This is a genomic window from Pedobacter duraquae, from assembly GCF_004362245.1.
Classification (GTDB): Bacteria; Bacteroidota; Bacteroidia; order Sphingobacteriales; family Sphingobacteriaceae; genus Pedobacter; species Pedobacter duraquae.
In genome coordinates, this window is record NZ_SNWM01000005.1 from 372451 (window position 1) to 394408 (window position 21958).

Below are 21958 nucleotides of genomic sequence, written 5' to 3' on the forward strand. Positions count from 1 at the left end.
TCAAACCACACCAATATTTTCAGAACTTGCTTCGAAATTGGTAACTGAATCGTTCATTTTAATTATCTTCGTTTCAGTCGCCATCCTGTAAACGCTCATGCAGAAAATAATCATCCTGTACCTAACCCTGTGTCTGCCGGCAGCGCTGTTTGCACAAGATGAAAATTATGCTTCCGACCGTCCTGGACTTACCGATGCGCCAGACCTGATTGGTAAAAAGACCTGGCAAATTGCATCCGGTGCAGATATTTCCCGCTATAACCATTATGGTGTTTACCAGCTCTCTACCAATACCCTGAAGTATGGGCTCAGTAAACGTTTTGAAGCCAGACTTGATCTGGGTTTACAATATGATCCTGAAGCGCATCATTACAGCGTATCGGGCCCATCAGTAGGCATGAAAACGTTGATCACCGGGCAGCACAAGATCATTCCCAAAACAGCATTTATCCTGGAATATTATCCTCCTGGATTTGCTTCCGGTACTACTGCATCCGGACTTGGTATGGAATTCTGTTTCAGTCATACGCTCAAAAACGGAAATAGCTTTTATTATAATTTGGGCTCCAACTGGCTGGATCTCTCCCAAAAGGCAACGTTAAATGCATTGGCAGGCTACTCCTTAAACTTAAATTCGTTATGGAATGTCTTCGCAGAAATATATGTATATAAAGCACCGTCCATTCGCTTAAATTATGTCTCTGACCTTGGTGTTACCTTCCAGGTAACCAAGCTACTGCAGTTCGACTTTGCTGCCGGACTGGATATTGTTCATCCAGCCGGAAATTCTTATTTTGATGGTGGAATTACCCTCAATTTTTAACTCTTACCCAGCTGGAATTCATGCGCGAATAATGACCAAAGTATTTTTCTTAAATGCAGAATTATTATTTACCTTTCAAGCTTAAATATTAATTCAACCGCCTGGTTTGAATCATATGGCTTAACGTTTAACCTGTATCTTCAATCATGTCTATAAAAACGCACATATTGCTACAAAAAAAGAAAAAAAACATCCTCGAATTGTGGATGAAGAACCAGTTAGCTGATGAGGGTCTTCGGGAAGACTTGATTAGCAACGACGAATTAAGAGGCCAGTCGGAAGAGCTGATCAATGTATTGGTTGGTAATCTTTCAGGCGATAATTTTACCGACTTTGATTCTGATGAATGGAGTCCGGTGATTGAGATCTTAGGCGGCATAGCAATCACACGTGCACGCCAGGGCTTTAGTCCACGCGAAACAGGTAATTTTGTTTTTTCTCTTAAAGAGGCAATTCTTGAGGTGCTTCAGGAGGAAATCAAGGGCGATCCGCAAACCTTATTCACGGAAAGTCTGAAGATCAACCGCTTGATGGATAACCTAAGCATCATCACTTTCGAAACCTTTATCAAAGGTCGTGAGGAAGTGATTTTGCGTCAGACCGATGAGATCACGGAAATCTCTACTCCAGTAATCCGTGTTTGGGACGGCATCCTTGCACTGCCAATTATCGGCACACTGGATAGTGCACGCACCCAGGTCGTGATGGAAAATCTACTGCAAGAAATTGTTGAAACAGGATCAAGCATTGCAATTCTGGATATTTCGGGTGTACCTGCAGTAGATTCTCTGGTAGCTCAGCATTTGATTAAAACAGTTAGTGCAACCAGGTTGATGGGTGCTGAATGTATCATCAGCGGAATCCGTCCGGAAATTGCACAAACAGTAGTTCACCTGGGTATCGATCTGTCAAACATCATCACCAAGGCTACACTGGCAAGTGCATTAGCCTACTCGTTCAAAATCATGAAACTAGAGGTAAAAAGAGCAGGTGCCGTCAATAAATTTTAAGCTCAATATTAATGGATAAAATACCTATTTTAAGATTAGGAGCCTACCTGCTGGTCAGCATTCAGGTAGATCTTTACGATCGCCTGGCGCTCACATTAGAGGCCGACCTGGTGCAGATGGTCAATAAAACCGGTGCTAAAGGGGTGTTGATTGATATCTCTGCGGTTTCTATTGTGGACTCATTTATGGGCCGCATCATAGGCAACATCGCCAGTATGTCAAAAATTCTGGATGCTGAGACTGTTGTAGTCGGCATGCAACCCGCCGTAGCCATCACATTGATCGAGCTCGGCCTGCCTTTAAAAGGCGTACACACTGCACTCGATATGGAGAAGGGTATGAATCTGCTAAAAACAATGATAGGAGATTCTTCAGGGGAGGAAGATCAAGAAACTGATCCTGATTACGATGACACTATCGCTTAGCAAGGATACGATCCAGGTTACAAAAGAGCAGGATGTGGTGTTCCTGAAAAATCGCGTAAAGGAAACTGCCGTCAAAATCAAGATGGGGCTGGTTAACCAAACCCGTCTGCTTACTGCGGCCAGCGAGCTGGTCCGTAACATGATGCGCTATGCCAATGGCGGTGCCTGCATCATTGAAGTGGTTTCCAGTGGAAGAGCCAACGGGGTCCGCCTCACCTTTTCAGACAGTGGTCCGGGTATTCCGGATCTGGATGCGGCCATGCGCGATGGATTTTCTACCGGCAAAAGTTTGGGACTGGGCCTTCCTGGAACAAAGCGCCTGATGAACGAATTTAATATTAAAAGTAAAGTAGGAGAGGGTACAGTGATCACGATAATAAAATGGAATTAATGGTTGACGCAACGCACATTAGTTTTCCTGCCGACGACCGTAGTTATTTTTCTTTGATCAAAAAGGAGATACACCGGCGTGCGGTAGACCTGGGGATGAATGCAGCAAGAATTGCTGAACTTGACCTCATTGTTGCAGAAATGACCTCCAATCTTTTTAAATACAGCGATGGGGGCGAATTGTTACTGGGTACATTCTCCAACGGGGGATTACCCTATATCGAGCTTATCAGCATTGATAGCGGTCCTGGTATGGCCAACCCTGCCCGGATGATGCAGGATGGTGTATCCACCAGCAACACTCTGGGCCATGGCCTCGGCAGTATGAAAAGACTGTCGGATGATTTTGCCGTATATTCGTTGCTTGGTTGGGGCACCATTGTGCTGAGCAGGGTTTATAGCGAGCCATCAAAGGCAAAAGAAAGGGGGCAACTCCTCATCCGTCCCATTGTGGTGTACAAGCCTGGCGAGAAAACCAGTGGCGATGGCTGCATCTACAAACTAACCACTCAATATACCAAAATTATGCTGGCCGATGGCCTTGGGCATGGCCCGGAGGCTAACCTCGCTGTAAATGAAGCTGCGGCAGCCTTTAAGGTGTTTCCAGATACCAGCCCTACAGAGACACTCCGGTTTATCCATGCAGCCATCAAGAAAACCAGAGGCGCCGTCATCACGATAGTTAACTTTGACCATGCCTCAAAAAACTGGACCATTGCCGGAATTGGCAATATTGCCAGCCGCTTTTCCGGGCCAGTCAACTTTAAAAACAACATGTCCTATAATGGCATCGTGGGGCACAACATCCCGGGATCCATGAACGACCAAACGTATTCTGGTGAAGAATTTAATCAGGTAATGCTCTGCTCTGATGGTATCAAAACCAGAATTGAGATGTCAAAGTATCCGATGATGTATAAATACGATGCCACAATTTTAGCGGCAGCAATCTACAAGGATCACGCACGCCGTACTGATGATATGTCTGTTCTAATCGCCAAAATTAAATGATTACCGTCGTATCCATAACACTCGAAAATGAAATGGACCTGGTGCTAGCGCACAAGCGTACCATGAAAGTTGCCGAAAAACTGGGGCTAACGATGTCCACGCAAACGACATTCGCAACGGCAGTTTCCGAGATCGCCAGGGTTGTTATCGATTATTCTGATTCGGGTGTACTGACCATCGGTCTTGAACAACAAAAAACAAGGTATAGCCTGGTTGCCTGCGTCAATTTTGATCCTGATATTCAGTTCACCAATTCCGATGCGGGTTTCTATTACGCGCAGAAACTTGTTCCTGAATTTACCTTCACTAAAGGAACCGAGCAGAGCGAGATTACGATGAAGATCGGTATTCCGCGATCACTGAAACTGGATAAGCTTAAAATTACTTTATTGCAGCGCTATTTTGAAGACCTAGAGCCTTTAAATGCGTACGACGAGATCAAGCAGCGCAATATTTCGCTCCATAAAATTACTGATCAGCAGGAAGAGGAACTCAGGCGTTCTAAGATTATTGATGAACAAAAAACGGAATTCATCTCTATTGCCAGTCATGAGATCAAAACGCCGATGACGGTATTAAAGGCCTATACCCAAGTGGCGAAATCGACCTCCGAACCGATCTCTGATAAGCTCAGGGATCTGCTAGGTAAAATAGACCTGCAATCTACTAAGTTAATGACCTTAGTGTTGCAGCTCATGGACATCTCTAAGATTGAGCATGGCAGTCTGGAGTACGACAGGAAGCGTACTTCTTTGAACGATTTCCTTACTGCGCAGGTGCAGGTTATGCAGAGCATTCTGCCGCATAATGAGCTGAGCACAAATTTATGTGCCGATGTAGACGTAATGATCGATGAATTGCGGATGGAGCAGGTTTGTTCCAACCTGATCGGTAACGCCGCAAAATATTCGGGTAAAAATACCAACATCAGGATCTTTACTGCAGTTCTTGATCATGCTTATATGACGGTAGGCATCACTGATCAGGGCATGGGTATATCTGAGGATAATCTGAACGCTATCTTTAATAAGTTTTATCGTACTGAAGATGTGCTTAAAACACATTCAGGACTCGGCATGGGTTTGTATGTTACTTCGAAGATTATTAAAGATCATGGTGGTAGGATTTGGGCTGAAAGTAGTGTTGGTGAAGGGTCTACTTTCTTTTTTACGCTGCCAAGGGTTTAAGTCAGGGATGTGCAGGTGAAATAATTGATGTTGTTTTCTTCCTCAAATCTTTGAAGGAAAGATTTGTATGTCATCAAACAACATCAATTATTTCCAGAACACGTCTCTGAAGGGGGGATCCGAAGAATGCAGAGTTTATGATATACGCTATGCCAAACAACATCAATTATTTCCAGAACACGTCTCTGAAGGGGGGATCCGAAGAATGCAGAGTTTATGATATACGCTATGCCAAACAACATCAATTATTTCCAGAACACGTCTCTGAAGGGGGGATCCGAAGAATGCAGAGTTTATGATATACGCTATGCCAAACAACATCAATTATTTCCAGAACACGTCTCTGAAGGGGGGGATCCGAAGAATGCAGAGTTTATGATATACGCTATGCCAAACAACATCAATTATTTCCAGAACACGTCTCTGAAGGGGGATCCGAAGAATGCAGAGTTTATTATTCGCACGGCCAAACAAAATCAATTATTTCCAGAATACGTCTCTGACGGTGTGCTACTCTTCTTGAAACCAGCAGGCAGGGAGAAGTAAAATTTTGATCCATGTCCTGGCTCACTTTTAACCTGAATGGTGCTGTCGTGATACCGCAATATCTCTGCTGTTAAATACAAGCCGATGCCAAATCCAGATACGTTTTTTGTTTGCTGATTGACTACGCGGTAAAATCTTTTAAATAAGTCTTCCTGATCCTTTGTACTGATCCCAATCCCACTATCGGATACCGAGATCTCCAGATTTTCGTCAATGCTTTTACAGCCTATAATAATCACGCTACCTTTCGGAGAATATTTAACAGCGTTGTTGATCAGGTTTCCGAGTACCTGAGCAATTTTATTTCTATCGGCATACACAAAAGCATTTTCGCATTCGTTCATGATTATTTCATGGGTTTGAAAATTTAGTCGGGCATCTTCGATGATTTCAATCAGCAGTTCATGAACATTAAATTCGTTCTTTGTTAAGGTCAGTTTTCCATCAGAAATGCGCGCGTCATTAAGCAAATTCTCGATCAAGGTCGACATGATGTTGGCTTGGCGCTCTACCCGCGTAAGTGCATTGATCTTGAAATTATCATCTTCTTTTTGTGCCCTCTCCAAAAGCAATTGGATATATGATTTGACCGTCGTTAGTGGAGTTTTAAACTCATGACTTGCAATAGTGATGACATCCAGCGCTTTAACATCTGTAGCATTTGGATGTGTCTGTTCTAGTGTTTGTAGCTCCATCTGGAGTGTTACCAGTGCTGTAACATCGTTTGCCCAACAAAATATGCCTGTGATTTTTCCACCATCACCATAAAATGGTTGGTATGAGGTGTCAAAGTAATAAGTCTTGACTAGCCCCTCTTTCTCTAGTTTTAATGGTTCCTTTTGGGCATGTGACGGTATTCCAGTGGTGTATGTATTTATTGCCGCTTCAATTGCCGCCTGGTTGTTATTGGAAAATACTTGCGCAAGTGGTAGTCCGATTATAGTGTCATCTTTACCCCAAGCCTTAAATGTGGCCTCATTAGCAAACGTAATGACTAAATTGTGTCCTGAGCAGAAATATCCAGGGAATGGAGCTGCTTGGATCATGGTGCTTACCACCTCCAATGGGCTGATCGGGTAATCCTGTAGCATGTTTTTTTATTTGATCACAAGGTACTGCATTGTGTATAAACAGACCCGCCAATTTATTAGTCATAACTGCCAAATTCTAGTTAGGAAATAATTTTTTTATTTAAAATAAATCTTAATAATTGTTATTGGCGGTTTGTATGCCGTAATTTGCAAGGGCGAAGATATCGCCAGCAATTAAATGGAGAAACTAAGGCCGGTACAAATGTTTGATCTTGAGTATTTTTTTGAACTGTCACCAGACCTGTTGTGCATAGCAGGTTTTGATGGATTTTTCAAGAAGATAAATCCAGCTGTGTCCCAAACATTGGGCTTTTCTACTGAAGAGCTGTTTTCCAGGCCGATCAACACTTTCGTTCATCCCGAAGATCAGGAAATGACCCGGCAAAAGCGGCAAAATATAAAGAATAATGTCCCATTATTAAATTTCGAAAATAGATACCTAAGCAAAGCCGGAGAAATAGTCTGGCTCTCGTGGACATCAATGCCGATTAAAAGAGACAAAGTGGTTTTTGCTATCGCCAAAGATATTACCTACAAAAAGAGACTGGAAGAATTGTGGCGTGTTTCAGCTATTCTTGGTAGTTCGTCCTTGCCAAAAGGTCAAACACCGGAGGAAATCGATCCCTCAACACCGAACCAATATTGGTTGAAAGCATTTGAACAAGCAGTCCGTAAAAATGTGGGTCTGACCGATTTGACGCTAAATGTATTGAGTAGTGAGCTGGCGGTAAGCGAAAGGGTCTTATTCAGACGCGTGCAAGCTTTGTCTGGCCTCACGCCCAATAGACTGGTTCGAGCTATCCGTTTACAAATGGCTTGGGATGCTATTAATACTGGTAAATACCGAACGGTGTCAGAAATATCTGCTATCGCAGGCTTCAAGACACCTGCCTATTTTAGCAAGACATTTCAGGAAATCTACGGAGTGAACGCTTTAGACTTACTTAAAAGTTAACCAAGCGTTCTCGTTTTGTGGTCTGAAGCAACTCCCTATTTTAAGTTTAAAACGTCTAATGGGTCTATGTTAGTAGGGTTAAATGCCCTTTTTAACGAAATGTTATGTTTGTAGCGGTTCAAAAAAACGCTGTAGCAGACATTTATGACATCTAGTTGTAACTGAACATTGCGTAAAAAGAAAATTCTAAAATGCATTTTGTTCGACCAAATAAAATCTTCTTTCAGATTATAAAACCGCAGTTAATCAGTGTTATCGGGGATGATTCCGCTCGATTATTGTTAAAAACCTAAGTTGTTAAATAAAATATACCCCTGATAACATTAGGGTATTTAACTGAAATATAAGATAATGTTAATGTACGTGTATTCCTGAGAGTGCTAAAGCGCCTGTTAATTTCTTATTTTTGTGTCATTGTTACACATTGAATAATCTCAAAAAAATGTCCCTCGATCTCAACACCCAAGCGGACGAAGCCCGCCAACTAAGTTATACCAAAAGAAAATGCAGAAAATGCAAATCATCGCTGGATAGAATTCCCAGGCATTGGTTTATGCGACATTTTTTGGGCTGGGTATCATTTAAGAGATATATCTGCTACGGATGCAAACGAACCTATTGGTGGATTGAATAATCCAGAGGTGGATCTAGTTATAAACTTCCTTGGTTTTAGCGATATCCCTTAAGCTGATGTTATACATGGTATAGCCGATCTCTGTTGGCCCCACCTGGATTTCTATTTCCAGTTGTCCTTTTATATACTGCGTGTAAAGATTCTTGCCGTAAGTTTCAGAACCTTTTAACTTAAATCCAAGCGTTTTAATTTCCTCGATTAGTTTGTTTGATTCTTCAAGCTTAAGCGTGGTAATCGTACAGCCGTAGATTTCATTTTTGAAGGTCATGACAGCGAAACTGAGATAGTTTATATCTTCTCCGTTTTTAATGTACATGCGGTTTTTATTATGCTGAGTCGAATCTAAATCAATCGTACTGGCATAAGTGAACCCCTTAGCAACTAATTGACTTTCAGTTTTGGTTATTGGGTGTGTCAGTCCAAAATACAAATCTTTATATGTTAGTCTTTGAGCGAAGCAGAGTGTGCTGCAAGAGATAAATAAGAGCGTAAATAATGTTTTCATTAGATGTAATAACATCAATGTTGGTCTTAGGTTTTAAGAATTTATGATCATGGATTGTGGACGAAACAAGATTTACCCTAATTCTGTGACAAATATTCAAGTAATTTGCCCTAATTCTGTGACAGTAAATGAAACATTTACCCTATTTCTGTGACAACCTATTTGTAGGATTAAAGATTTCTGAATGTTTACAGCGCAACAGCCTGGGTGAATAATTGGTGTTAATCTTTTTCCTCGGATCTTTAAGGTAAACATTACAGGTGATCGAGCAACACCGATTATTTTAGACAGGACCTGGAAGGAGCTGCCCTGTACTGCGGTGCTGTAGTGAAATAATTGGTATCGTTTTCTTCCTAAAATCTTTGAAGGAAAGATTTGCATGTCATCAAACAACACCAATTATTTCAAGAACACGACTCCGAAATTGGGGTGTCCGGAAGAGCAGGTAGGGGGCAGGACTTGAAGTGAAATAACTGATATCGTTTTCTTCCTCAAATCTTGAAGGGAAGATTTGTATGTCATCAAACAACACCAATTATTTCCAGAACACGTCGCTGAGGGGGGGATCCGAAGATTGTAGCGTTTGTTATATGCGCCAGGCCAACAACACCAATTATTTGTGTTACTGACAGTAAGGTACATCAAATGTACCGCTTACACTACTGCCAGAGGTTTGGTCAGCAAAACTGATTTTTCCGGAAACACGGTCGTTACTGATAGATTGGATTTGTACCATACAGTCGGCGCTTACAAAACCCACAGTGGCATCAGTGGTAGAGTCGTCAAAGCCTAACCAGATGTCGCTACTGGCCTGTGTATAGGTGCCAACTTTTTTGGGCACTCTGAAATAAACGCTATACGTTCTTGTTTCGGCACTTGCACAATTGAAGCTGCTGTTGGCCGAGAGGTTAACCACTACGCGTTCTGTATTGGTAACAACAGATACGTCGGTTCTGGCTCTACCGGCAGCCATCGTAAAAGCTTTGCCATATACTTTTCCGTTAACAACGGCGGTTTCTTGTGGTTGTACTTCATCTTTGCTCTTTTTACAGGCACCTAACGCAGCACATAAACACATAATCAAGGCAAAACTGGTAAAATTTCTCATAGGGATGTTTTTGGTGTTCAACAAGAAATGGTGCTTTTGGTTTTAAAATTTAATTTGGATACAACAATTTTTGTTTGATACTGTTGTTGTCGAAAAAATCATTATGAACACAACGCTACCTTTACGCTCTTGCTTTCAATTCTTGCTAATCGGGTTTTTTATGCTCACCATAAGCTGTAAAAAAAGTGATGGTGCAGCAGATCAGCCAAACACACCTGCCGTGCTGAAAACAAAAATCCTGGGCAAATGGAAATTGATTGGCGGTAGCTACACAACGTATGATGTCAATGGTAAAGTAGTCAATACCACTGATCTTGGCGGGCGAAATCCCATCCCTCTATATGAGTTTCGGGATGATGATAAGCTGTATGTGACGGATTCCGGAGAGCAAAAAGTTTTTTTTTATACGGTGTCTATCACTGCAGAAGGAAAAATGCGGATCTTAATTGATAGTGCGGAGTATTACGACATTGGATCTATCAACAGCACAGACATGATTTGGTTACAAGATCTTAAGGCTAAAGAAGATGAACCGGGAACTATAAAAACTGCACATACGGAGGTTCGCTTTCAAAAGATGTAGTACAATACAAAGTAAGATATACCCAATTATAGCGTTATTTTAAAGGTGGTGCCTGTCCCTACAGTACTTACTACATTTATTTCGCCGCCAAGGGACTCTACCTGGGTTTTTACCATGAACAGCCCTAGGCCAGTTCCCTTTTTTGTCTTATCAAACCGGGTGTACATACCGAAAATCGTTTTTTTATTCGCAACCAGATCTATTCCCATGCCATTGTCTTGAACGGTTATAATCGTATGTCCGCCCTCATTGATCACTGAAATATGGATTACTGGTACTCTTCCCACCATTCTGTATTTGACCGCGTTTGAAAGCAGATTGAAAAAGATGCTGTGCAGATAAGTTTTTATAGTTAGCATCTCGGCTGCTTCAGGTTCAATAGTTACCTCCAGTTTAGCGGAAGTATCACTGATATCCTTGGCTAAGGTGTAGCATATCGCGTCGATAAGGTCTTTGATGTTAACAACTTCCTTTTTACTATTAATGGCTGATTTGGATGATAATATGGTGTTTAAGTCTCGTAATTGCGAGTCCATACGCTCCGCGGATTCAAGCAAAAATTGAGTCATTTGTTTGGCTTCATCTTCCGCTACGCCATTGTTGAGTATTGTTGAAAGGCCCATGATATTGGCAATGGGCGACCTCAGGTTATGAGAGACTATATAATTAAACTGCATCAGCTCATTGTATCTGTGGTTAAGTTCTTCATTTAGCCGATCCCGTTCGAGATCTCCCAGCATACGTGCATTAATATCACGTACAGAGCCATAGAGTTCAGTAATGTTTCCAAATTTATCTTTTACCGGCACGACATAATCTTCCAGCCATATATATTCATCCCTAATGGCATGCTTTACGCGATAGATGCGGGTGGTTGGCTTACCTTTCGAAAACATCCGGCGATTATCTCTAAATAATGCCTTCAAATCGTCAGGGTGGACAAGGTCTATCCAGCCTGTCCGACTTTTTTTCATTGCCTCAACAGTACTTCCCTGGATTTTTTCTATCTGCCAACTCAGGTATGTGAAATGGTTTTCGAAGGTATCATTGGGGTTTAAGGCTACAATGTAAAAAAACTGATCGGAACTTGTCACCATTCGGGAAATGAACTCATTCTTCGTTTCCAGCTCTATCTTATCTTCCTGCTGTTTGGTCACATCTCTCGCAGATCCGTATAAATGCGATATCCTTCCATTCGCATCAGCTTTGGCAACAATCCTGTCTGCTATCCAACGATAACCTTCCTTTTGAGGATGCTTAAATCGGTAAAGGAGTTCAACATTCTTTTCGGTAACTAACTTTTTGTAGCCGTCTTCATACACAAGGTTATCATCAGGGTGAATTCCTTTAATCCATAAGTCGGGATTGGTCTGTACTTGGATGTTACTATACCCGAAAATTTCCAGACATTGCTCGCTTATAAATTCAAATTTCCCCACGGAAATTTGATCTTGATGAATATGCCATGCATACACCACTTCATCTATACTACCGACTATATTCTGCAAAAAAATGTTTTGCGTCTTGGTTTGTTCTCGAAAGTGTCCCAATTCTTCACCCAACATATTTAAACTTTTAGTTACGATATTGAGGTTGCTATCAATATCAATAACCTCAGCTCGCGTATTAAAATTACCTTGACTAAACTCGGTTAATAAGCTAAGTATTTTGTCCAGTTGAAGTTTCTCGATATCTTTTTTGTTCGTCAAAATGTAGTTGGTGTTTAGGTGTTTGAGCGATAGATTGAAAGATTCAAATTGCTTAAAATACACGATCTACAAGTCAAATTCCGAGCCAACAAATTCGAGTAGGGATTAAGAGGAGGGGGCAGGACTGTGAGGGTGAAATTATTGATATTGTTTTCTTCCTCAAATCTTGAAGGGAAGATTTGCATGTCATCAAACAACATCAATAATTTCCAGAACACGTCGCTGAAGGGGGGGGATCCGAAGAATGCAGAGTTTGTTATATGCACTAGGCCAAACAATACCAATTATTTCAGTGCACGTCTCCGAATGCTAAAGTCCGAAACTTTATAGGCTTTTCAGCACTGCTAAGATTTCTGCAGGTTCTGCACGCTTGCGGTAATCGGGATCCACAAAGGCGTACCTGATCATACCGTCAGTATCGATAACGTAAGTTGCTGGGATCGGGAGTTCATTTGTAGCTACGCCGTTGTAGTCTTCAAGCTTATGAAAGTTGTTGTAGATGTCTACCAACTCTTCGTTAAGTGTAAAAGCGATATTGAACTGACGTGCTACTGTGTTGTTGTAGTCTGTAAGGACTTCGAAAGTCAGCTCATTTTTTTCTGTTGTACTTAAGGATTTATCGGGAAGTTCGGGCGACAATGCAACCAGCCTAGCTCCGGCAGCTTTGAACTGCGAAAGATAGCTTTGCAGGTAGCGCAATTGTATGTTACAATAGGGGCACCAACCACCCCGGTACCAACTAAGTATCACAGGCCCGCTTCTGAGGAGGGTGGAAAGTTTGACCGGTCTATTCACTGCGTTGTTTAATTCGAAATCAGGCGCCTTGTCGCCAACAGTTAAGGCTGATCGGTTTGTTGCGCTAACTTCGGCAATGCCATGTTCAAATTTGCTTTGCAGCCCTTCCGGTGCTGCTGCGTTCCATGAATTCTGGAACATTTCTAATTCGTTGGCCAACGAATTAGAAATGTTGTTAAATTGATCTTCCATACCGGTTAGTTTAAAGCTGGAGCTAAAGGCCAGTCTACCGGGATATCTGTTAGCGCGTGCAGGTAGTTGGTGATTATTTTATCGCCAATTACCATCGTTACATCGATCAGGCTGGCTTCGGTATATCCTGCGGCATAGAAGTTTTCGACTACTTCGGCAGGTACATGGCCGCGATTTTCTGTAGTAGCTTTCACGAGTTTAGCTAAAGCGTCTAATTTTGTGTCGAAGCCAATGTTTGCCCTGCGGATATTAAGAATCTGCTCATCGGAAAAACCGTTCATCTTCGCAAACTGGGTGTGAGCGCTTAAACAGTATGCACATGCGTTGATCTGACTTACTACTAAGTTGATCACCTCACGTTCTTTGGCACGGAGCGTTGTTTTTCTGTTTTGTAAGGCAAGGTAATCACTTAAGGCGGTTTCGGAATGTGCGAATATTGCATACAGGTTAGGTACAAAACCTACCATGCCTTGCAGGTTATCAAAAATGGCCTGGTTAGCCGGAGTTACTTCTTCTTTGGTTGGAATTGGGAAATTTTTCATGCGCTCTATTTTTAAATTGTATGTCTGTTGTGTTTGACAATACAAAGGTGCAGCGAATGACAGCGCTGGTGAATAGAGAGAATTCCCGACTACATGTAAGATCTGCCCAAAAGCCAAAAATTATCCTTCAGTTGTTGTGGTCGACTTAGCGTTCCTGAAATCGGAAGGGGCGTAGCCAGTTTGTTTTTTAAAGAAGTTGCTGAAGTACGATGCGTCATCATAGCCGAGGTCGTATGCAATTTCTTTGGCCGATTTGTCGGTATACATCAGCAGGCGCTTACCTTCCAGAATGATCCTATCCTGTATTACTGTAAGCGGCGATTTGTGGTTGTACAAGGCAAAGTAATTGGCCAGTGTTTTAGGAGACTTGTTGAGCTGATCGGCATAGAACTGTACGGTATGTTGCTTGCGATAATTGTTTTCGACCATCAGGTTGAACTTACGCAACACATCCATCTTATCCTCGGTTAGTGATTGATCCTGCAGATATTGTTTTTTCGCTAAGCGTGTGATGATAATAATCAAACGTTTGAGCATCATTTGGAGCATGTCGCGCTGAATCGCGTCGCGGTCTTCAAACTCATCTATGAATACTTGTTGCAGGAGGTTTAGTTTCTTTTGTTGTTGTTCATCCAGAGTGATAAACATTGTTTCGGCAGAGCCGTAAAATAGAAAGCCTACGCAGCTTACCTCTTTATCGTGGTCTACAATGCAATAAAAATTTCGGTTATACTGCCAGGCAATAACTTGTTCGGGCTTCTGGAAAGTAAAAGTTTGATTTACCATCAAAGGGAGAATCGTTTGCGCAGGGAACTGGTGCGTAATTCCATCAATTGTTACCTCTTGCTGCGGTCCGTCGTTTAAGGCGATTGTCAGGAACTTGTCTTTGCGGTCGCGCTGGTAGAAAAGGCGATCGAAGTTTGGTTCATGGATTGTTAGGTGGAGTTCGCCTGCGGAAATTGGATCGATGTACTGGAGTTTCATGAATTTGATTAAAACGCCTTTTAAGTAATGATGTTCGGTGTAATAGCCTAATTAGGCCACATCGAGAACGCTAAGTTAGGTAATGATACTGTGCGGGTGAAATAATTGATATTGTTTTCTTCCTCAAATCTTAAGGGGGAGTGAGGGGACAGGACAGTGTAGGTGAAATAATTGATATTGTTCTCTTCCTCAAATCTTGAAGGGAAGATTTGCATGTCATCAAACAACATCAATTATTTCCAGAACACGTCGCTGAAAAGGGGGATCCGAAGGTTGCAGGGTTTGTTATATGCAATTGCAAATAACACCAATTATTTTCTTCCTCAAATCTTAAAGGGGAGTGAGGGGACAGGACAGTGTAGGTGAAATAATTGATATTGTTTTCTTCCTCAAATCTTGAAGGTAAGATTTGCATGTCATCAAACAACATCAATTATTTCCAGACCACGTCTCTGAAGGGGGGATCCGAAGGTTGCAGGGTTTGTTATATGCATTTGCAAACAACGTCAATTATTTCCAGACCACATCTCTGAAGGGGAAGCCGAAGGGTGCAGAGTTCGTTATTTAGGTGTTTTCAAAATGCATCAATTATGGTAGCCTGCAATTAAATGTAGATCGAGTTAACGGCTGCGGCTAATGCTTTTTCTGTGCTTTCTAGGAGTAGGTTGTTCACTTGATAAAATTCATTGGCTTCACTGAATTCTGTGAAAATCCCCATTTCATAAATATTTTCATCGCTATAAATATTAATGATTAATGCTGAATGAATTATTTGTAGGGCTATTTTGCTGTATTCCTGGGTGGAAGGGATGATGCTGGGATTATCTGGTGTATCCAGATTGCCGATCAGGAAATTATAGGCGATGTTGAAGGTCTCTCCATACTTTTGTAATACCGGGACATTGGAGGTATAGAAGGCGTTTTCAACAATTGCAGATTTGAAATCTTCATGAGCTTCGTTCAGGTTGTAATTGATTCGCGGTTTTACTACTCTACTATGGATGCGCTGCATTTCTGGTTGTTTACCGTATTTCATCTCATAGATATCAGTGAAAAAGGGATATATTGCTTCAATAAACCAAACATTGTAATCTTGTGGATCATCGGTGTCAAAACTAAGTGACAGGCGCTCACAACCATCCTTTTTTAAGAGTTCAAACCAGGATTGGGGATCCTTTGCGATGACCCATTTGGGCGCGAAATCAATTTCTCCAACTCCTAAGCCAATAAATCTTAGATTTTTGAGTCCCCGGAAAACCAGGTTATCCGGGAAATACCGCTTTGGTAACTTACCTGATCTAAAAAATTCGTTTCCATATGTGATCAGGGATATCAGGAGGGCAAGTTCTTTATTGACAGGAAATGATAAGGCTACCACATCCTGTTCATCACCCTTCTTAGGCCAAAAGAAACAAAGTGAGATAAATGGAATCATAAAAAAGGCGGCGGGGGGGGAAATCAGGTCTAATAAGCTCTTGGGTACCCGGTAGCTAAAGCTACTGATGTGTGGGTTGCTTGGCAGGTAGATTAGTTTCGCTTTGAATGGTGCTTCTGCATTTTCGGATACATCAGGAACGGTTCCCCATACAACCTTATCATCTGAATATTTCGTGTGATCAGGTGTGTGGAAAGTGTAATAGTAGGTTGTAGGAATTGAGGAATCGTTAGTATTTAACTTCTGCAATTCCATTTCGGTTACGGTTGCCGTTGTGCTGCGTCCATATTTCAATAACCGATATTGATTGATAGGGTTAACGTCCAGAGCCGCCAGGAATATCACTGTTGGGATTAAAGAAAATATCCCCATTTGGGATATTCTGAGGGCGTTGTCTTTAAGTGTTGCCATGGTGTAATGGTTTCGTATGTAGCAATTTACGAAAATATTTTATAATATATAACTAATAAGTTAAGGGGACAGGACTGTGAGGGTGAAATAATTGATATTGTTTTCTTCCTCAAATCTTGAAGGGAAGATTTGGATGTCATCAAACAACATCAATTATTTCCAGAACACGTCGCTGAAGGGGGGATCCGGGAATGGCAAAGTCCAATATTTGCAAAACAACATCAATTATTTCCAGAACACGTCGCTGAAGGGGGGATCCGGGAATCGCAGAGTCCAATATTTGCAAAACAACATCAATAATTTCCAGAACACATCGCTGAAGGGGGATCCGAAGAGGAAAAGTCATTGATGGTTAGTGAACATGAGATATGATGAGGGGCTCTATCCTAGGGTAGAGCGACTGCAGCCTTCATAAATGCAGGAGTTTGAATATGTTTTTGCGCCAAAAATCATTAAGCCGCTTTAACGTCGACTTAATGATTTATCAGGCAGGAATTTTAAATCTGGCAGTAAAAGCTTTTATACTGAATGCTGGCTGCAAGGACTTTGATTATAAAATCTACCCTATTTATTTAATACCGGCTGCTTTGACGATCACTTTTGCTACTTCTGCTGGTTTGGACAGCATCACGACGTGACTGGCGGGGATATGGTAAGTAGTAGCATGAATCTTTTTGGCCATTTCAGCTTCAACCTGCGGTGATATAATCTGATCATTATCGGCTATGATAAAGAAGCTGGGTTTATTTTTCCACGCTGGTATGGTAATTTTTGCTGTTAACGTACTCACATGGAAACGGCCCTGCACTGCAGCTAAGTTTTTAGCTTCCTGTACAGGCAAGTCCTGCGCAAAGTACTTAACGATGGCTTCTTCCTTCAATTGAATATATCCGTCAGTTATTACCGGGTCGGTAAATCCGGGCACATTAGGTACCTTTCTTTCTACATAGGCTTCCCTGCTGATACTGTCAATGCTTTGCCCCTCGCTCGGTGCATAGGCTGCTACATAGACCAGGGCCTTCACTTTGTCATTGTTCCCGGCTTGGGTAATGACTGCTCCTCCCCAGGAATGACCTACTAGTATAACTTTTCCCTTTACTTCTGAAATGGCCCGCTCTACGGTCGCGACATCATCGTTTAAAGAAGTAAGGGGATTTTGCACGGCAATCACCTGATAACCCTGGTTTTTAAGGATCGGGATAACCTTACTCCAGGACGATCCATCGGCAAAAGCACCGTGAACAAGAATAACCGTCGGTTTTTCCCCTTCTTTGGATGCCGGATTTTGTTGAGCGAATCCCGTGAAGGTAATCAGCACCAATAGGAAAAATGCTGATAAGGTGCTGATCTTTAATTTTGAATTTGTGGTTTTCATAATTTTTGATTTTAAGTTAAGTAATCAGCTTTGTACGGTTCCAGACTGAAAGGCAGGTTTCTATGAAGATCTTTATTTAAAATTCCCTGTCGGTCGGTCCGGTGTTTATCCTTACGATAGCATACAAAGCATTGACGAAAGTATTTGATTTCTCTCAGCTTAGGAGCCATTTAACCATCATGCTGATAATAACAGCCATTATAATTATGATGTTAACTAAGTCCTGTTTTTCAGTTACTTAGCGTCTTGATTCTTTTCCGGTCTCCGGATTTGCACCTGAACTATTAAAAAGCCGCCAGGGAATTGTTAATGCCTGTTAACATTGTGGTTTTCCCTTTTAACACTGGAAAATTTAGTGTTGACTATTTTTAGATTTTTAAAATTTATTTATGGAACGAAAATTTTTATTGGTCGCTTTGACGGCCCTGCTTGCTTGTAAGCAGCCGCAACCTGATGTCCAGGCATTGGGTAACTTGCCTGTAGACAGTATCAAAACTGGTGGAAACCGGCTTATAACGATCGACGGTAAATATAAGGTTTGGACAAAAAAGGTCGGAACGGGAAAGATTAAAGTATTGCTTTTACATGGAGGTCCGGGATTTTCACACGATTATATGGAATGCTTTGAAGATTATTTACCGAAGGAGGGCATGGAGATCTACTATTACGACCAGTTAGGATGCGGTAATTCAGATGCGCCTGCCGATACGTCTTTATGGAATATCCATCGTTATGTCGAAGAAGTAGAACAGGTACGCAAGGGGCTTGGATTGAATGATTTCTATATTGTAGGACATTCATGGGGCAGCATGCTAGCTATGGAATATCTCGATAAATACCAGTCGCACGTCAAAGGTGTTGTACTTTCAAATATGACAGCCAGTATCGGGGATTACGTAGCCTATTCGGAAATCCTGAAGAGCAAATTTTTTACGGCTCGTGACCGGGTTTTATATGATTCCCTGGACCGGCAAAAAGCGTATGCGACACCACAATACATGGAATTGTTAATGGGTAAGCTTTATACACAGGTGATTTGCCGCCTGCCTATAAACAAATGGCCGGAGCCTTTAACGCGCGCATTTAAAAAAGCGAATCAGAAGATCTACATGCAAATGCAGGGAGTGGACGAATTTCACGTTACCGGCAACTTTAAAAACTGGGATTTCTGGTCCAGGCTTCCTCTTGTAAAGGTTCCGGCATTGGTATTGGGTGGTATTCATGATGAAATGAATCCTGAAAGCATGAGAAAAGAGGGGCGTCTGCTGCCAAATAGCCATACCTATCTTTGCCCTGAAGGAAGTCATATGGCTATGTATGATGACCAGCTGCGCTATTTCAGTACCCTAACCAGGTTTTTAAAAGAAGTTGATGAAGGTACTTTCAAGGCTGACATCAAAAAAGCTGACTAAATCCTAAGCGGCCGCGCAAGCGTGGATGCCGGGTCTTTGGAAAAAAACTTATCCTATCATCATTTAAACATTTATTCATGTTCGTTATATCACAAAAAATTATATTTAACACCATTGTCCTGTTGTTCTCAATTACCGGGCTTGCTCAGGCCAAGTCGCTGGTCATAGCCGCAGACAGTGTGCCTGTATTAAACCGGCCAGCGCCGGAGTTCCATTTGAAAAATCTTGACGGTAAAATCGTTTCCTTATCGGATTTTAAAGGTAAAATTGTTGTGCTTGACTTCTGGGCAACCTGGTGTGTGCCATGCCAGGAAAGCTTTCCGGCAATGGAAAAAGCTCAGAAATATTTTGCCGACAATAACAATGTAGTATTCTTATATATTGATACGCGTGAAACCTCTGCCGACTTTTTGAAAATTGTAAAGGCACAAATGAAAAAGCGACAGTACCCATTCCATGTCCTTATCGATGAGACAGGTCCAGCAGGGTTGCAGAATAAACAATACCTGATCTATGGCATGCCGGGAATACCTACGAAATATATTATTGACAAAAAAGGGATTATCCGATATGAGCTGATTGGTTTCAATCCAAAACAGTCGGCAGACGAAAATGCGGCAGAATTGATCAATTTGGTAGAACGCACTAAAACAATGGGTGACTAATGATACTATGCCTTTTTTATCGACTATTAACCATCATTAGCTACATATCAATAACTTATCTTTAAGATCATTATCATTATTGCGTACGCGTGAAAAAGAGACTGCAATTTATTTTCTTGATTGCTTCGGTTACGGCCGGTGGAATCATATTATGCCAACTATACTGGGTTTACTTTAACTATAACATCAGCAGGAAAAATTTTTTACAGTCGGCAAATTACGCGCTCAGGAAAAGTGTTGACGAATACCAGCTGGCCCAGAATAAGTTGCCCACTTCACTTAAGCACAAAAATCCTACCCTAACTTTTTTCATGCGGACGTTACCGGATAATGATTCCCTGGCATTAGATACGCCGGATTCTAAACGGCGTTTTAGCGCAGAGTTTGCTACAGTCGCCGTAGACAGGCAGCACCTTCCTGAAGTTATGGCTTTGGTGGGTAGGTTGTTGTCTCAGCAAAAGCACATCCCACTCAATTTGGATACCTTAACGACGATTTTTAACAGGCAGTTAAGAAATAATCGTATAAACAAACGTTTCCGGCTGTATGCAGACAGGAATCAAAGCATAATTTCAGAAGAACAAGTAGCTGCTGTAGTGAATTTTTATAAAGATCCGGTTATCATCCATGCCGAAATGATTGATGGACAGCATTACCTGTTGACCAGTAATTTTTTACCGGCGCTGGTATCTTCCTTGATGGTGCTATTATCCGCAGGGAGCCTTTATTACATGAGCAAAATTATTAAACGGCAGATGATGCTGGATACGATGAAATCTGATTTTATTAATAACATTACGCATGAACTGCGTACACCAGTCACCATTTTAAAGTCGTCGAATGAAGCACTGGCAAGTTTCGGTGCGGCAGATAATCCGGAAACGCTCAACAGGTACCTAAAGATCAATGCCGCTGTATTGGAGACGCTGGATACAGATATTGAACGAATGCTGGAATTCGGCCGGTCTGAAGCGCACAAGCTTAAGCCGGTATATGAAAAAGTGTTGCTATTTGAAGCTATTCAAAAAGTAACAGAACGCTTCGCAATGATCGAAAATTTAAATATCCGCATAGAGCTGGACACTTCGCTGGAAATTATGACCGATCGCTGTATGCTCGGTACGATACTGGTCAACCTTATTGACAATGCGATCAAATATTCTCCCGGCGGAGCGCAGCTCGTGATTTTAGCGGAAAAGCTGCCAAAGGGCTGGAATTTATCCGTCCGTGATCATGGACAGGGGATACCTGCTGCAGCATTGCCTCACATTTTTGATAAGTTTTACCGGGTGTCTACAGGAGATATCCATGAAGTTAAGGGCTATGGTATCGGGCTTGCTCATGTGGGGCAGTTAGTTGCGGCAATGGATGGAAACATTCGTGTATACAGTAAATTAGATCGGGGCACGACATTTAAACTCACTTTTAATAGATATGAAAAAAATAGATGTGCTGCTGGTTGAAGATGAGCCGGTATTAGCAGGGATTGTAAAAGAATCTCTTGAAAAGCGCGACTTTATTGTTCACGTTGCCAGCAATGGAGTTGAGGGCTGGACAATGTTTAAGACCGTAAGACCTGATGTTTGTGTGATTGATATCATGATGCCACGTAAGGACGGTTTTACCCTGGTAACAGAGATCAGGGTGATTGACGACCAGCTTCCGATCATCATTTTAAGTGCACGAACACAAACTCAGGACGTACTAAAAGGTCTGGAGATTGGGGCGGATGATTATATGAAAAAACCCTTTAGCATGGAGGAACTGATTTTACGGTTAAAAGGATTGGTACGGAGGAAAACACTAGGTTCAGCACCTGCTGCGAGTCCGGAGCTGCTGATCGGCAATTATCGGTTCCGTCACCAGTACCAGGAACTCCTGCTGGGTTCGAAAGCTGTTTTTTTATCGCAGCGCGAAGCAGACCTGCTACTCTTGCTTTTTCAGCATAAAAATGAATTACTCGAGCGGCGGTTAGCGCTCATCAAGCTTTGGGGAGACGATAATACCTTTAATGCCCGAAGCATGGATGTTTATATTACCAGGCTTCGTAAACATTTTAAAGACGAAACTACAGTCGAAATCGTAAATATTCGCGGGTATGGGTACTCACTAAAAATGTAATAGCACTTATCATAAATGTGATATGCAACCAGGCCTTTCGTCATCGAAA

At 41.8% G+C, this 21958-nt stretch carries 21 protein-coding genes; 12 read left to right on the plus strand and 9 right to left on the minus strand.

The features are described from left to right. The first annotated feature begins 97 nt into the window (after positions 1-97). The 6 genes from CLV32_RS19510 (at position 98) to CLV32_RS19535 (ending at position 4846) form a co-directional block, all read left to right on the plus strand. Positions 98-823, plus strand: a complete 726-nt coding sequence (locus CLV32_RS19510) for a transporter (RefSeq protein WP_133558632.1) — start codon at positions 98-100, stop codon at positions 821-823. 146 nt (positions 824-969) lie between these two features. Further along, on the plus strand, positions 970-1833 hold the full coding sequence (locus CLV32_RS19515) for an STAS domain-containing protein (RefSeq protein WP_133558633.1): 864 nt from the start codon (positions 970-972) through the stop codon (positions 1831-1833). 11 nt (positions 1834-1844) lie between these two features. Continuing rightward, entirely contained in the window at positions 1845-2258 is a 414-nt protein-coding gene (locus tag CLV32_RS19520) for an STAS domain-containing protein (protein WP_133558634.1), read from the plus strand. Beyond that, positions 2242-2649, plus strand: coding sequence for an anti-sigma regulatory factor (locus CLV32_RS19525; protein ID WP_133558635.1), 408 nt, complete (start codon positions 2242-2244; stop codon positions 2647-2649). Before CLV32_RS19520 ends, CLV32_RS19525 begins: the two co-directional genes overlap by 17 nt. After that, on the plus strand, positions 2649-3659 hold the full coding sequence (locus CLV32_RS19530) for a serine/threonine protein kinase (RefSeq protein ID WP_133558636.1): 1011 nt from the start codon (positions 2649-2651) through the stop codon (positions 3657-3659). The genes CLV32_RS19525 and CLV32_RS19530 overlap by 1 nt, the downstream gene beginning before the upstream one ends. After that, positions 3656-4846 carry an ATP-binding protein gene (locus CLV32_RS19535; protein WP_133558637.1) on the plus strand — a complete coding sequence of 397 codons (1191 nt, stop codon included), beginning with the start codon at positions 3656-3658 and terminating at the stop codon, positions 4844-4846. The genes CLV32_RS19530 and CLV32_RS19535 overlap by 4 nt, the downstream gene beginning before the upstream one ends. 476 nt (positions 4847-5322) lie before the next feature. Here CLV32_RS19535 and CLV32_RS19540 read toward each other — a convergent pair whose 3' ends face one another. After that, positions 5323-6483, minus strand: a complete 1161-nt coding sequence (locus tag CLV32_RS19540; RefSeq protein WP_133558638.1) for a PAS domain-containing sensor histidine kinase — start codon at positions 6481-6483, stop codon at positions 5323-5325. A 178-nt stretch (positions 6484-6661) separates the two neighbouring features. On the opposite strand from CLV32_RS19540, the gene CLV32_RS19545 reads away from it, so the two are divergent. Beyond that, a complete protein-coding gene (locus tag CLV32_RS19545; RefSeq protein WP_133558639.1) occupies positions 6662-7438 on the plus strand; it encodes a PAS domain S-box protein in 777 nt (258 codons plus the stop codon). Positions 7439-8085: 647 nt separating this feature from the next. On the opposite strand, the gene CLV32_RS19550 is transcribed toward CLV32_RS19545, so the two are convergent. Further along, positions 8086-8577, minus strand: coding sequence for a hypothetical protein (locus tag CLV32_RS19550; RefSeq protein WP_133558640.1), 492 nt, complete (start codon positions 8575-8577; stop codon positions 8086-8088). A 622-nt stretch (positions 8578-9199) separates the two neighbouring features. Continuing rightward, complete coding sequence (locus tag CLV32_RS19555) at positions 9200-9685, minus strand: hypothetical protein (RefSeq protein ID WP_133558641.1); 486 nt, start codon at positions 9683-9685, stop codon at positions 9200-9202. A 160-nt stretch (positions 9686-9845) separates the two neighbouring features. Between CLV32_RS19555 and CLV32_RS19560 the strand changes: the two genes are divergently transcribed. Further along, entirely contained in the window at positions 9846-10268 is a 423-nt protein-coding gene (locus CLV32_RS19560; protein ID WP_133558642.1) for a hypothetical protein, read from the plus strand. 26 nt (positions 10269-10294) lie between these two features. Here the strand turns inward: CLV32_RS19560 and CLV32_RS19565 are convergent, their stop codons facing one another. The 6 genes from CLV32_RS19565 to CLV32_RS19590 all read right to left on the minus strand — a co-directional run bounded on the left by CLV32_RS19565 (position 10295) and on the right by CLV32_RS19590 (position 17711). Further along, positions 10295-11977, minus strand: a complete 1683-nt coding sequence (locus CLV32_RS19565) for a sensor histidine kinase (RefSeq protein WP_133558643.1) — start codon at positions 11975-11977, stop codon at positions 10295-10297. A 324-nt stretch (positions 11978-12301) separates the two neighbouring features. After that, on the minus strand, positions 12302-12964 hold the full coding sequence (locus tag CLV32_RS19570) for a peroxiredoxin-like family protein (protein WP_133558644.1): 663 nt from the start codon (positions 12962-12964) through the stop codon (positions 12302-12304). A 5-nt stretch (positions 12965-12969) separates the two neighbouring features. After that, a complete protein-coding gene (locus CLV32_RS19575) occupies positions 12970-13506 on the minus strand; it encodes a carboxymuconolactone decarboxylase family protein (RefSeq protein ID WP_133558645.1) in 537 nt (178 codons plus the stop codon). Positions 13507-13626: 120 nt separating this feature from the next. Next, complete coding sequence (locus tag CLV32_RS19580) at positions 13627-14490, minus strand: helix-turn-helix domain-containing protein (RefSeq protein WP_133558646.1); 864 nt, start codon at positions 14488-14490, stop codon at positions 13627-13629. 604 nt (positions 14491-15094) lie between these two features. Then, positions 15095-16336, minus strand: a complete 1242-nt coding sequence (locus CLV32_RS19585) for a hypothetical protein (protein WP_133558647.1) — start codon at positions 16334-16336, stop codon at positions 15095-15097. Between the two features lie 568 nt (positions 16337-16904). Continuing rightward, the gene (locus CLV32_RS19590) at positions 16905-17711 is read right to left on the minus strand and encodes an alpha/beta fold hydrolase (protein ID WP_133558648.1); all 807 of its coding nucleotides are present in this window, start codon (positions 17709-17711) and stop codon (positions 16905-16907) included. Between the two features lie 389 nt (positions 17712-18100). On the opposite strand from CLV32_RS19590, the gene CLV32_RS19595 reads away from it, so the two are divergent. The 4 genes from CLV32_RS19595 to CLV32_RS19610 all read left to right on the plus strand — a co-directional run bounded on the left by CLV32_RS19595 (position 18101) and on the right by CLV32_RS19610 (position 21909). After that, a complete protein-coding gene (locus tag CLV32_RS19595) occupies positions 18101-19123 on the plus strand; it encodes a proline iminopeptidase-family hydrolase (RefSeq protein WP_133558649.1) in 1023 nt (340 codons plus the stop codon). Between the two features lie 77 nt (positions 19124-19200). Then, entirely contained in the window at positions 19201-19788 is a 588-nt protein-coding gene (locus CLV32_RS19600; protein WP_133558650.1) for a TlpA family protein disulfide reductase, read from the plus strand. An 89-nt stretch (positions 19789-19877) separates the two neighbouring features. Next, a complete protein-coding gene (locus CLV32_RS19605; RefSeq protein ID WP_133558651.1) occupies positions 19878-21251 on the plus strand; it encodes a sensor histidine kinase in 1374 nt (457 codons plus the stop codon). Then, complete coding sequence (locus CLV32_RS19610) at positions 21223-21909, plus strand: response regulator transcription factor (protein ID WP_133558652.1); 687 nt, start codon at positions 21223-21225, stop codon at positions 21907-21909. Before CLV32_RS19605 ends, CLV32_RS19610 begins: the two co-directional genes overlap by 29 nt. Positions 21910-21958 lie beyond the last annotated feature (49 nt).